The organism is Thiolinea disciformis DSM 14473 (assembly GCF_000371925.1).
GTDB classification, from domain to species: Bacteria; Pseudomonadota; Gammaproteobacteria; order Thiotrichales; family Thiotrichaceae; genus Thiolinea; species Thiolinea disciformis.
On sequence record NZ_AQVE01000017.1, the window covers coordinates 48936 to 60757 of the forward strand.

General features: G+C 46.2%; 13 protein-coding genes. 6 read left to right on the forward strand and 7 right to left on the reverse strand.

Annotation, left to right across the window (positions count from 1 at the left end; all coding sequences use genetic code 11):
* Positions 1–22: 22 nt before the first annotated feature.
* From A3IE_RS22885 to A3IE_RS0113070, 3 genes are read left to right on the forward strand one after another with little or no spacing between them, the layout of a single operon-like run.
* Entirely contained in the window at positions 23–697 is a 675-nt protein-coding gene (locus tag A3IE_RS22885) for a hypothetical protein (RefSeq protein WP_020396066.1), read from the forward strand.
* On the forward strand, positions 687–1157 hold the full coding sequence (locus tag A3IE_RS0113065) for a YcgN family cysteine cluster protein (protein ID WP_020396067.1): 471 nt from the start codon (positions 687–689) through the stop codon (positions 1155–1157). Before A3IE_RS22885 ends, A3IE_RS0113065 begins: the two co-directional genes overlap by 11 nt.
* Entirely contained in the window at positions 1145–1540 is a 396-nt protein-coding gene (locus A3IE_RS0113070; RefSeq protein ID WP_020396068.1) for an RNA-binding S4 domain-containing protein, read from the forward strand. The genes A3IE_RS0113065 and A3IE_RS0113070 overlap by 13 nt, the downstream gene beginning before the upstream one ends.
* Here the strand turns inward: A3IE_RS0113070 and A3IE_RS22160 are convergent.
* The 7 genes from A3IE_RS22160 to A3IE_RS0113105 all read right to left on the reverse strand — a co-directional run bounded on the left by A3IE_RS22160 (position 1533) and on the right by A3IE_RS0113105 (position 8919).
* Positions 1533–2456 (reverse strand): glycosyltransferase family 2 protein, encoded by a 924-nt coding sequence (locus A3IE_RS22160; RefSeq protein ID WP_020396069.1) that lies wholly within the window; start codon positions 2454–2456, stop codon positions 1533–1535. The genes A3IE_RS0113070 and A3IE_RS22160 overlap by 8 nt on opposite strands.
* Positions 2453–2845: a ribosomal maturation YjgA family protein gene (locus tag A3IE_RS0113080; RefSeq protein WP_020396070.1), complete on the reverse strand. Its 393-nt coding sequence runs from the start codon at positions 2843–2845 to the stop codon at positions 2453–2455. The genes A3IE_RS22160 and A3IE_RS0113080 overlap by 4 nt, the downstream gene beginning before the upstream one ends.
* Before the next feature lie 56 nt (positions 2846–2901).
* On the reverse strand, positions 2902–3462 hold the full coding sequence (gene tsaC, locus A3IE_RS0113085; RefSeq protein WP_020396071.1) for an L-threonylcarbamoyladenylate synthase type 1 TsaC: 561 nt from the start codon (positions 3460–3462) through the stop codon (positions 2902–2904).
* Positions 3462–5975, reverse strand: coding sequence for a DNA topoisomerase I (locus A3IE_RS0113090; RefSeq protein WP_020396072.1), 2514 nt, complete (start codon positions 5973–5975; stop codon positions 3462–3464). Before A3IE_RS0113090 ends, tsaC begins: the two co-directional genes overlap by 1 nt.
* A 105-nt stretch (positions 5976–6080) precedes the next feature.
* On the reverse strand, positions 6081–6554 hold the full coding sequence (locus A3IE_RS0113095; RefSeq protein ID WP_020396073.1) for a Smg family protein: 474 nt from the start codon (positions 6552–6554) through the stop codon (positions 6081–6083).
* 5 nt (positions 6555–6559) lie between these two features.
* A complete protein-coding gene (dprA, locus tag A3IE_RS0113100) occupies positions 6560–7741 on the reverse strand; it encodes a DNA-processing protein DprA (RefSeq protein WP_020396074.1) in 1182 nt (393 codons plus the stop codon).
* 20 nt (positions 7742–7761) lie between these two features.
* Positions 7762–8919 (reverse strand): LysM peptidoglycan-binding domain-containing protein, encoded by a 1158-nt coding sequence (locus A3IE_RS0113105; RefSeq protein WP_020396075.1) that lies wholly within the window; start codon positions 8917–8919, stop codon positions 7762–7764.
* A gap of 117 nt (positions 8920–9036) precedes the next feature.
* Between A3IE_RS0113105 and def the strand changes: the two genes are divergently transcribed.
* Genes def through rsmB form a run of 3 tightly spaced genes read left to right on the forward strand, consistent with a single transcriptional unit; the run spans position 9037 to position 11815 of the window.
* The gene (def, locus tag A3IE_RS0113110; protein ID WP_020396076.1) at positions 9037–9573 is read left to right on the forward strand and encodes a peptide deformylase; all 537 of its coding nucleotides are present in this window, start codon (positions 9037–9039) and stop codon (positions 9571–9573) included.
* The gene (gene fmt / locus A3IE_RS0113115; RefSeq protein WP_020396077.1) at positions 9570–10523 is read left to right on the forward strand and encodes a methionyl-tRNA formyltransferase; all 954 of its coding nucleotides are present in this window, start codon (positions 9570–9572) and stop codon (positions 10521–10523) included. Before def ends, fmt begins: the two co-directional genes overlap by 4 nt.
* Positions 10520–11815, forward strand: a complete 1296-nt coding sequence (rsmB, locus tag A3IE_RS0113120) for a 16S rRNA (cytosine(967)-C(5))-methyltransferase RsmB (protein ID WP_020396078.1) — start codon at positions 10520–10522, stop codon at positions 11813–11815. Before fmt ends, rsmB begins: the two co-directional genes overlap by 4 nt.
* Positions 11816–11822: the final 7 nt, after the last annotated feature.

Below are 11822 nucleotides of genomic sequence, written 5' to 3' on the forward strand. Positions count from 1 at the left end.
TTGAGTGTGAGCTAGGAATGATATGAAACAGGTCGTGAAGATCTTAGCTTCAGCGCTGCTGTTGGCTGGGCTAGTCCATTTAAGCGCTTGTGGCGAAGCGAAAAAAACCGATTATTTACCGTGGCAGATAGAAAAAACGGCGGCTGATACGTCGCAAGTTTTTCATCTAACGTTGGGTAAAGCGACTTTAAAAGATGCCATTCAAACATGGCAACATTTTCCTGAGCTTGCGGTGTTTGTAGATGCAAAACAGAAAAAAATAGTCGAAGCATATTTTGGGAAAAAACTGTTAGGGGTCTTCGAAGCGAAACTGATTGTGGAGTTAGCGGCTGATTCAGCGACCTTGGAGCAGATGGTAGCGAATGGTATTGAACGTAAAGCGCAACCGAGTGGCTCGTGGCGTTTAACATTATCTGAGCCAGATACAAAACGTGCGAATGATTTATTGATTAAATATCTGATCTATATTCCGAGCGCGGATTATAGTGCCGATACGCTGCTTAAGCATTTTGGCGAACCTAAAGAAACAAAAGAAGTCAAACCTAATGCACAGTATTGGTTTTATCCAAATAAAAGTTTGATTATTTTATTGAATAGTGATGGTAGTGATATCTTTTATTATAGCTCACCAGCCCATTATAACGCACTCAACCAACGTTTATTATCCCAGCCCGAGACGAGCAAGCATGAGTCATAAGACCGATCCGAAGTTGCCATGGTGGAAAACAAAAAAATTGGCAGACTTATCCAGTACGGAATGGGAAAGTTTATGTGACCATTGTGCAAAATGCTGTTTGGTCAAATTAGAAGATGAAGAGGATGGTACCGTCTATTATACCGATGTGGCTTGTGATTTGTTGGAAGCCGGTACCTGTAAATGCAGTGATTATACGCGGCGTGAAGTCTTAATGCCGGATTGTGTCAAATTACGACCCGATAATTTAGAGGCTTTATATTGGATGCCACCGAGTTGTGCCTATCGTCTATTACAAGAGGGCGAGGATTTACCGTCGTGGCATCATTTAGTATCCGGCAGTTTAGATACCGTGCACGAGCAAAATGAATCGGTACGCGGTAAATTTGTGTATACCAAACAATGTAAAGAGGACGAATGGGAAGACAGAGTCGTAGATTGGCCGCTGGAGTGGAAACCTTAACAGCGGTCAGAATTGATAAATGGCTGTGGGCAGCTCGTTTTTTTAAAACCCGTTCATTAGCCGTTGAAGCGATTAATGCGGGGCATATTCAAGTTAATAATGAACGGGTGAAACCGTCGCGTGATGTGCGAATGGACGATAGCATTCGTATCAAAAAGGGTAGTGACACTTGGCAAGTGACGGTGTTGGCAGTCAATGATGAGCGTCGACCCGCTAAAGAGGCTGTTTTGCTTTATCAAGAAGATGAGCATCAGCGTGAGCAGCGCGAACAATTGATTGAGTTGCGGCGTTTACATGGTGTATTAGTGCCGGTACGTAAACCCGATAAGCGTGAACGGCGTAAGCTGGAGGAGTTAAAGCAAACTTGGTCAGAGACTAATTAGTCTGCCGTTTCAGTGATGCAAAGGTTTTGCGCAGCACCTGTGAAATTCGCTTTTTATGATAAAATGCAAGCAGCCTTAGCTTTAAAATAGCTGAGTGTTGCGCCAAACAAAATGCCAAAGCCTCTCGTTGTGCTCCCGCTCTAACAGCACGTCTGACATAACGACTCGTTAAATACCAAGCGGCTTCACTAGAGGGTGAAAACTGTGGTGCTGCCTTTTCATAGGTTCTTTTATAACAACTCAAAACAGTTTGCGCCTTAGTATCAAAAGAAAGCTGTGTTATTTTTTGATCTGGTACTGAAACATTGCTGTGGAATACCAGCGTAGCGAGGCCATGATAAACTAAACATTTGGCACCAGCGCTAATAAAACGCACACATAAATCCGTATCCTCATCAACTGTTTGCGCGGTATCAAATCCACCTAGTGCTAAAAAAGTGCTGCGCCTGACCCAATAGCCTCCATTAGTTCCCGATAAATATTGCCTAAATTTTTTATTATCTGTTAGCAAAGTAAATTTTTCTTTTGGCTTTGATAGTATTTCTTTTTTAGTAAAAGAAATTTGACCATAACCATAATCAGCTTGTGCTAATTCAGCGGAATTAAGTAAGGCTTCGATATACCCTTCAAAGAAGGTGTCATCATCATCTAAAAACATGACTATTTCATGATGTGCGTGTTGAGCGCCGAGATTTCTAGCATAAGCCGCGCCACCGTGTTGATTTTTATTCCTAATTATTTTTAGGCGTGGATCTTGAAGAGGCATTAGAAGCGTTGCAGCAGGAATCTGGGATCGATCATCCACCACTATAACCTCACCTTGAGCGCTGCAGTTTTCTAAAGCAGACTCAACAGCTTTTAAAAGAAAATCAGGACGATTATGCGTAGGAATAACAATAGAAATAGCTTGCTTCATGATTTTTCTACAGCAAGGAGTATTTTAATATCTAGCCAGTAAATAGTTAGGCAGCCTGCTGCATACATTAAAATATCATAAAAACTAAAACTGGTTCCAACGATAATTCTGGGAATGCCACTGAGTTGTAAATGATCCGCTAAGTGAAAGTATTGCGCCACTTCTAGCAAGCTAGCAAACATGAAAATGCCCCAGGCCAAATGGCTATTCTCAAAAGAAGTAAATGCCTTTAATAGGCAGTATAACAATATCACTACCAGAAAATCACCTAAATAAGCTCGTATAAAGTGATAGTCTTTGAAGGTGGTGGCAATTAATACTTCGACTAAGAATAAAGCTAGTGCGGCAATAAAGTAGTTCATAATCGCTTGCAGTGGTGATGAAAGCATTTAGCTTAAAGCTTTACTTTGCACACGTGGTGCAAAGCGTTTGCAAAAGCTTGGTACTAAGAGGCGCGTATAGTTTTTCCGCTCAGTGCATCACGAATTTCACTGGGTTGTGCGCGCCCGCCGGTGGGTAAATCTAAAATGTAATCTACTTGGTCTTCGAAATAAGCTTTCACTGTTGGCGCATCGCGGGCAGCAGGTTCAGTAGTACGGTTGGCGCTAGTGGATATCAAAGGATGCCCTAATTTTTGGCAGAGTATTTGGCACGTCGGGTGTGCGCTAATGCGCACGGCTAGACCGAGGTGCTCGCCACGTAGCCATGTGGAAACGTTCGTTTTGGCAGGTAACAACCAAGTAATAGGGCCGGGCCAAGTTGGATGGATCCGTGCTAGAAGTTCGGTTGGAATCGGGTCAAGATAATCGTCTAGCTGGCTGAGATCGCTAGCAATCAGGATTAGACCCTTTTCGATGGGGCGTTGCTTGAGGGTAAGTAAGCGCTCGACAGCCACTAAGTTGCTGGGATCACAGCCTAAACCGAATACGGCCTCGGTCGGATAGGCTAGTAAGCCTCCATGCTGTACAATGGCTACTGCAGCGTGGATGTCTGTCCCTATAGTCATTAGCTGGCTTTTTTGACTGCGGTGGCTTTAGCTTTAGGAGCTTTTTCAGTTTTCGCGGTACTTGTTTTAGGCGTTGCTTTTTTAGCAGCCACTTTCTTAGCTGTTGGTTTCTCAGCCTTGGCAACAGTTTCTGCTTTCGGCTTAGTCGCCTTCACTTTCTTAAGCGTTGAAGTATCAGCCTCCGCACGGGGTGTTTCTGCTTCAGCCGTTTTAGCAGCCTTTGTTTTTTTCGCAGGTTTTTCAGGCGTTGCTTGCTTAATTAAATCGCGTGCTTCTTCCACTGTGACCGTTTGGGGATCGCGATCTTTCGGTAAGCGCGCTTTGATTTTTCCTTGCGCTAAATAAGGCCCCCAACGACCTTTTAATAATAAAATGCCATCACCAAAATCATTCAAAGTTTTTTCGCGATCCGAAATCTTTTTCTCTTCAATTAATTGCAGCGCACGTTCTAAGGTGACGGTATAAGGATCATCGTCTTTTTTCAAAGACACGAAAGTCGAGCCATATTTCACATAGGGGCCAAAACGGCCAATATTCGTGCTAATGGTTTGTCCTTCTGCGGTTTCACCTAAAGTGCGCGGCAATTGAAATAGCTCTAGAGCATCCTCCAGTGTCACGCTATCCATTTTCATGCCCGGACGTAGACTGGCAAAAACCGGTTTGTCTTCGTCTTCACGGCTACCAATTTGCACAAAAGGCCCGAAGCGTCCCATCCGGACTGAAACCGGTTTGCCGGTACGTGGGTCAACACCAATTTCGCGTGCAGGCACAATTTCGCTGCGCTGTACATTTTCCGTGGTCGAGCCCAGTTGCTCGATAAAAGGCTGCCAGAATTGTTCCATCACCGGCACCCATTCTTTCTCGCCGCGCGAAATTTCGTCTAATTGATCTTCCAAATTGGCGGTAAAATCATAATCTACATAACGTGCAAAATGCTCAGTCAGAAATTTATTGACGATGCGGCCAATATCAGTGGGGAAAAAGCGGCGTTGATCCAACTCCACATATTCACGGGCTTGTAAGGTTGAAATAATCGAAGCATAGGTGGATGGGCGACCGATGCCGTATTCCTCCAAGGTCTTTACCAACGTGGCTTCGGTAAAACGGGGTGGGGGTTCGGTAAAATGTTGTGCCGCGATAATGTCCAACAAAGGTACAGACTCGCCTTCTTTTAAGGGCGGAAGCGGAAATTCTTTTTCGCTTTTCTGATCGTCCAAGCCTTCTTCGTAGACTGCTAAAAAGCCTAGATCACGCACAGTTGAACCTGTGGCACGAAAGAAACTAGTGGGTTCAGCATTCAAATCTACGGAGACAGTGTCGATGGTTGCATGAATCATCTGGCAGGCCACAGTACGTTGCCAAATTAACTGATAAAGGCGGAACTGCTCGTCGCTTAAATGAGCGCGAATTTCTTCTGGCACACGATAGCATGAGGTCGGACGAATCGCTTCGTGAGCCTCTTGCGCATTCTTGGATTTAGTTTTGTATTGGCGTGGCGCATCTGGCACTTGATCGTTGCCATAGCGCTCTTGAATCAATTGGCGCAATTCGCTAAGAGCTTCGCCCGCCAGTGTGACCGAGTCGGTACGCATATAAGTAATCAAACCAACAGGGCCATTGCCTAGGTCAATACCTTCGTATAATTGCTGAGCAGTACGCATCGTACGTTGCGAAGAAAAACGTAATTTACGCACGGCCTCTTGTTGCAAGGTTGAGGTGGTAAAAGGTGGTGAAGGCGAGCGCTTGCGTTCCTTTTTCTCAATTTTGCTGACGCTTAGTTTGCCATTTGCGGTTTTCAGTAAACGTTCGCGCACACTATAAGCACTTTCGTCCTTAACAATATCAAACTGCTCTAAACGTTTACCGTCCAACGTATGCAGTTTGCCTTGAAAGGTGAATTTTTCTTTTTCCAGTTGCGCGGTTAAGCTCCAATATTCTTGCGGCACGAATTTCTCAATTTCTAATTCGCGTTCCACAATCATACGTAAGGCCGGACTTTGTACGCGTCCAGCCGACAAGCCTTGCTTGATTTTGCGCCACAATAAAGGCGAGAGATTGAAGCCAACCAAATAGTCCAAGGCACGGCGCGCTTGTTGTGCATCAATAAGCTCATAGGCTAGTTGACGTGGATGGGCAACAGCTTCCCGCACCGCATTCTGGGTAATTTCGTGGAAGACAACACGATGCACAGGCTTGCCTTCGAGAACGCCGCGTTCTTTGAGTAATTCATACAAATGCCAAGAAATGGCCTCACCTTCGCGATCAGGGTCGGTGGCCAGATAAAGTGCCTTCGCTTTTTTTAGGGCGCGCGCAATAGCATCCACTTTGGGCTTATTACGGTCGATGATTTCATATTTCATCGCAAAGCCGTTGTCAGGATCGACCGCACCTTTTTTAGGAATTAAGTCACGCACATGACCATAGGAAGCCAGTACTTCGAAATCTTTTCCGAGGTATTTTTGTATCGTTTTTGCTTTTGCCGGTGATTCGACAATGACCAGATTTTCGCTCATGAGCCGTTTTTAGGTTGTATTTAATGCATTAATGATAACCGCTAAAGGCGGTGGCCTGCATTTTAAACCTGAAAACTAAGCAAAAGTAAAGCGTTAGTTTTTGATCTAGTGATAAGTCGGCTTGTTACCGTCGAGGCTCAAACCCTCAGTCCATAAGCTTGCCGAGCTCTCCTCAGGGCGATTAAGGAGTATGACAAATAAGACCCATTTTAAGCGATTGAGATCGAAGTCACTGTCTTCCAATTCCAAAATTCGATCTATAACTTGCTCGCGCGTCTCGGGTTTGAGGATGCCGCATTGTTCGAGATAGAGGAGATAGCCTTGGCATTCCGCATTCAGCCAGCGCTGTTCGCGAGGAGCAAAAAAGCGTATCGCATCTGCATGATAGGTGTCCTCAATATCATGACTGCTATCGCCTAGGCTTTCCAGCCACGCAAATGCCTGATCAATTTCACCCGCAAAAAAGCCCGCTCGTTTTAAATAGGCGTCCATGGCTCCACGATCTTCAGAATGCGTGTCGTCAAGTTCGGGGTAGTTATCGAATAAATAGAATAAAACATCCAAGGTGTTTTCTTTCATCTAGCTCAGTCTCTCGGCTTTAACCGCAGGTAGTGGCCACCGCCACAGGATGACACAAGGCCCTGTAATTCCAGCATTAGCAGCATGGAGGAAACAACCTCAGTGGTCAAGCCTGTACGTAGTACTAATTGGTCAATCGGTATTGGATCGAAGCCTAACGCCGCAAGGAGTTGTTGATTTTCTTCATCAAGAACTTCATCTGCTTGCCAATGGGTCGATGGTGCCGAGGTTTTGGAGCTTGGTTTAAGGTTTGAGCTAAGCTCATGTGTGGTAGTAGTGAGAGGAGTAGTTTGCAGGAAAGCGTGTAGTTGGGGAGCCATTTCTTCTAAAATATCACCGGCCGTTTCGACCAGTTTTGCGCCTTGACGGATTAGGCGATGGCAGCCGCGTGCCATGGGGTTATGGATAGAACCCGGGATAGCAAACACTTCGCGTCCTTGCTCCATCGCGTGTTGCGCAGTCACTAAAGAGCCACTTTGTAAGGTCGCTTCAACGACTAAAGTTCCTAAGGCCATGCCGCTGATCACACGATTACGCCGTGGAAAGTTATGAGCTTGTGGTTTAGTGCCAATCGGAAATTCACTGACAATGGCCCCCTGTTCGACAATCTGTTCCGCAAGGCGGCGATTGCTAGCGGGATAGATAATATCTAAACCGGTGCCAATGACCGCTATCGTGCTGCCTTGTGCTTCCAGTGCCCCCTGATGGCTTGCGGTATCAATGCCGAGTGCTAAGCCGCTGGTGACACCTAAGCCATTACCAGCCAAATGATGGGCAAAGGCTTTGGCATTATCTAAACCGCTATGGCTTGGATTGCGACTACCCACAATAGCAATCTGAGGGTCATTTAGTAAATCAGGATTCCCCGCGACAAATAATAAGGGTGGAGCTGCTTTGGTATCACGTAATAGGGCAGGATAACGCGAGTCTTCTAGCAGTAAAATATGGCGATGATTGGCCTTGGCTAGCCAATCTAAGTCCGCTTGAGCAGTACTTTCGGCTTGGTCTTGAATGGCTTGGATGAGATCGGGTTTTAAACCGGCCTTGGTTAGTTGACTGGCATTGTGTTGGAGTGCTTGTTGAATGCTGCCAAAGTAGCCCAACAAGCGTTGTATCATCGCAGGGCCAATGCCCGAAACGCGCCAGATAAACAGGCGCGCTGACAACTCATCATCAAATACTTTCAAATTGGGATGCTCGGTAACTCTTAGGGATTACCGATTTTATCCCCATTTGAAACTTCGCGTGTAGAATCCATGATAAGTGCGTAACTGACTTTATCACCGACTGAATAAATCACGGCATTCGCGACTTTCTCGGGTGGTAATTGGACTTGTGGCATGCCACCTTGACGCGGTTGATAAGGGTCCGCCACGGTCATACCATCGTGATAAATGCCTACCGTATAGCCGGGCTTGAGACCATGTTGTTTGCCGCGATTAATGGCAATGACCATGTAATCCGCGCTAATGTAATCCGCTTCGTATAGACCCGCGATTTGACCACGAATCTTGATGGGTGGGTATTGAATCGGTGCGTTTAACTCAGCATGAACTTTTTGAATGGGTAGTAAACGGTCGCCAGAACGGACTTGGTTAAAAGATTCCAATAAGGTTAAGGTCGAAACCTCGTTAGTCCGTTCTACTCGCACCACCCCACCATATTTGACTTGATGCCCTAAAACTTGTTTGGTTTCGGGATCAAGAACGGGGCCGTCCGGATGATATACCGCCAAACGCTGTCCAATCGGGGCGCGTACATTGCGGGCATACAAGGTTTCACCCGGAGCAATGAGGGTATGCCCATCGCGGGATTCTAATAAATAAGGCGCATTACGGATTTCGGTTTCATCCATAATACGTGGCCATTCTAGAAAGTTGGCTAAGACCGAAATAGGCTGCCCTTGATTGCCGAGGCGTTCTACTCGAATACGTGGCTCTAAACGGGTAGTGCCATCAGCCGCTTGAATGTTTTCAGTGGACAGATACAAAATGTCGCCCGGAAACAGCTTATGGGGATTGGCAAGATTGCGATTTTTATCCCAAATTTCCGGCCAATACCAAGGATTGACTAAAAACTTTTTTGCAATTTTCCACAGGGTATCGCCTTTTTTGACCACGTATTTTTGTGGCGCATTAGGCTGAAGTTGCAACGCATCCGTTGTTTGACCAGCCTGATCACGTCGCGCAGCACCGTTTTGATGTTGGGTAGGTGAGCCATAATAGGCATCATAGTTGGTCGGAACTTTGGTGGGTGGTTTTTCCGTTGGCAGGGAGCTAGGCAATGGCATGTGACTACATGCTGCTAAAGTTGCCGCTACACTGCCAATCGCTATAGCCCTGAGTGCGTGTGGAAAGCGGAGCATGTTCTTATCCTTGTTATTCTAACTTTATAGTAATTATTTCATGGCATGACTTTGCGTTATAATAAGCCACCGTGTTCAATAATCGTACCATTTTCGGATTTTCGGTAACTAAAAATTATGGCTCTATTAGAAATTCTGCATCACCCTGACCCTCGTCTGCGTAAAAAGGCTATGCCAGTGGCACAAGTTGACGATACTGTGCGCCAATTATTGGATGATATGCGCGAGACCATGTATGCCGCTAAGGGGATTGGTTTGGCGGCCACCCAAGTGAATGTGCAAAAGCGTGTGGTGGTGATTGATTTATCAGAGAATCGTGATGAGCCTTTATTTTTGATTAATGCTGAAATTCTCGAAAAAGAGGGTTCAGCCGAGTCAGAAGAGGGGTGTCTATCAGTCCCAGAATACTACGACAAAGTGACGCGTGCTGAGAAAATCAAGCTTCGCTCTTTAGATCGCTTCGGGAAGTCTTTTGAGTTAGAAGCAGAGGGCTTGCTGGCGGTTTGTATTCAGCATGAGTTAGATCATTTAGACGGTAAGTTGTTTGTTGATTATTTGTCTTCTTTGAAGCAACAGCGTGTGCGTAAAAAAATGGAAAAAATTAGCCGCCAAACAGCAAGCGCGCCAACCCCAAAACAAGCGAGTGCTGGATGAGTGGATTACGCGTGGTCTATGCTGGAACGCCAGCGTTTGCTGTTCCTGCCCTGAAGGCTTTACTGACATCAGAGCACTCAGTGGTCGCGGTCTATACTCAGCCAGATCGTCCCTCGGGGCGCGGGCGCAAATTAGTAGCCGGCCCAGTCAAGCAAGTAGCCTTGGATGCGGGTATTCCAGTTGAGCAGCCTTTGAGCTTAAAAGATCAAGATGCTCAGAATAATTTGCGCGCTTATAAGGCTGATGTCATGGTAGTAGCAGCTTATGGCTTGATTCTGCCGCAAGCAGTTTTGGATATCCCGCGTTATGGCTGTCTTAATATTCATGGCTCTTTACTGCCTCGTTGGCGTGGTGCTGCGCCGATTCAGCGTGCGATTGAAGCGGGTGATAGCGAGACGGGGGTGACTATTATGCAAATGGCCAAAGGCTTAGATACTGGCGATATGCTTTATAAAGTTACTTGCCCGATCCGCGCCTACGATGGTGCGCAAAGCATTCATGATCGTTTGGCGCAAGAAGGTGCAGAGGCCTTATTAAGTGTTTTGAAGCAAGTAAAAACCGGCTCACTGCAGCCAGAGGTGCAAGATGAGAGCCTCGCTAATTATGCGCATAAGTTGGATAAAGCCGAAGCAGAGATTGATTGGACACAAGCGGCGGCGGTGATTGATCGTAAAATTCGCGCGTTTGATGCTTGGCCGACCGCATTTAGTTTGCAATTAGATCAACCGGTGCGTTTTTTTGCTTCACAATGCTTAAGCACTCAAACACAGCAAGCCGCCGGAACCGTGATTGCAGAGAGTAAAGAAGGTATTGATATTGCTGCGGGCGATGGCGGCATAGTACGGATTTTGGAATTGCAGATGGCGGGTGGAAAACGCCTGAAAGTGGCTGATTTTGTAAATGCACGTTCCTTAAAGGGGGTGTGTTTTAGTAAGGAAGCTTCGCGATGAAATTGCGCGCGCTGGCCGCTAAATCCTTACAGCGTGTCATTTATCAAGGCGAATCGCTAACGGACGTGTTGCAACATACTTCTATTTTACAATTGAGTGCTGATGATCGTGCTTGGGTGCAGAATGCTTGCTTTGGTGCTTTGCGGGTCCATGGGCGTTTGGGCGCGATTTTGCGTGAGTTACTCAAAAAACCCTTAAAGCCTTCTGACAAAGATGTAGAGTGCTTATTACGTCTGGGATTATACCAATTAATTTATCAGCGCACGCCCGATCACGCAGCAGTCAACGAAACGGTTCAAGCAGCGCAGGTTTTGAGAAAGCCATGGGCCGGTGGTTTGGTGAATGGTGTATTACGCCAATTTTTGCGTGAGCAAACTACTGTTTTAGCTAAAGCCGACCAAATAGAAACCGCGCAATATTCTTTTCCGACTTGGCTCTCCACGCGCTTAAAGCAAGCTTGGCCAGACGCTTGGCAAGCGATTATGCACGCTAGCCATGAGCATCCACCGATGAGCCTACGGGTCAATGCACGGCAACTGACGCGGGCTGAGTATCAACGTTTATTGCGCGAAGCTGGCCTTGAATCCTTTATTATTCCTGAAACTGATATGGGATTGAGTCTAGTTGAGCCAGTGCCTATACAAAAGTTGCCGCGTTTTGCCGAGGGTGCGGTATCAGTTCAGGATGGTGCAGCCCAATTTGCTGCGCAGCTTTTGCCTTGTCAGGCAGGTCAGCGCGTGTTGGATGCGTGTGCCGCTCCCGGAGGGAAAACCACACATTTGTTGGAGCGTTATCCGAATATTGATGTGCTGGCTTTGGACAGTAGCGCACAGCGTTTAAAGCAGGTGGACGACAATTTAAAACGCTTAGGCTTAACCGCTAGGATAAAAAGTGCTGATGCGGCGGATGTAAAAGCGTGGTGGGATGGGCAGTTATTCGATAGCATTTTACTGGATGCCCCTTGCTCAGCCACAGGCGTGATTCGGCGCCATCCGGATATTAAATTATTGCGTAAAAATTCGGATATTGAGGTTTTACAACAAGAACAAGCCCGATTGTTGGCGAGTTTGTGGCAGGTGCTAAAACCAAAAGGTTATTTATTGTATGCTACCTGTTCTATTCTACCAGAAGAAAATTACTATCAAGTGAAACAGTTTATTGAAAAGCAAACCGATGCTCAGCTAGTGCCCTTAAAAACCTCTTGGGGGCGTGGTGAAATAGGGAAACAAATGCTGCCCGGCGAATTAGGCTGTGATGGTTTTTATTATGCGCTGCTACAAAAGCTCGCGTAGGAATCAA

Coding starts and splice junctions, on each gene's coding strand:
- A3IE_RS22160 (WP_020396069.1), bottom strand. CDS start 2,456: ATGAAGCAAGCTATTTCTATTGTTATTCCTACGCATAATCGTCCTGAT.
- A3IE_RS0113105 (WP_020396075.1), bottom strand. CDS start 8,919: ATGCTCCGCTTTCCACACGCACTCAGGGCTATAGCGATTGGCAGTGTA.
- A3IE_RS0113065 (WP_020396067.1), top strand. CDS start 687: ATGAGTCATAAGACCGATCCGAAGTTGCCATGGTGGAAAACAAAAAAA.
- A3IE_RS0113080 (WP_020396070.1), bottom strand. CDS start 2,845: ATGCTTTCATCACCACTGCAAGCGATTATGAACTACTTTATTGCCGCA.
- A3IE_RS0113095 (WP_020396073.1), bottom strand. CDS start 6,554: ATGAAAGAAAACACCTTGGATGTTTTATTCTATTTATTCGATAACTAC.
- A3IE_RS0113090 (WP_020396072.1), bottom strand. CDS start 5,975: ATGAGCGAAAATCTGGTCATTGTCGAATCACCGGCAAAAGCAAAAACG.
- A3IE_RS22885 (WP_020396066.1), top strand. CDS start 23: ATGAAACAGGTCGTGAAGATCTTAGCTTCAGCGCTGCTGTTGGCTGGG.
- def (WP_020396076.1), top strand. CDS start 9,037: ATGGCTCTATTAGAAATTCTGCATCACCCTGACCCTCGTCTGCGTAAA.
- rsmB (WP_020396078.1), top strand. CDS start 10,520: ATGAAATTGCGCGCGCTGGCCGCTAAATCCTTACAGCGTGTCATTTAT.
- tsaC (WP_020396071.1), bottom strand. CDS start 3,462: ATGACTATAGGGACAGACATCCACGCTGCAGTAGCCATTGTACAGCAT.
- fmt (WP_020396077.1), top strand. CDS start 9,570: ATGAGTGGATTACGCGTGGTCTATGCTGGAACGCCAGCGTTTGCTGTT.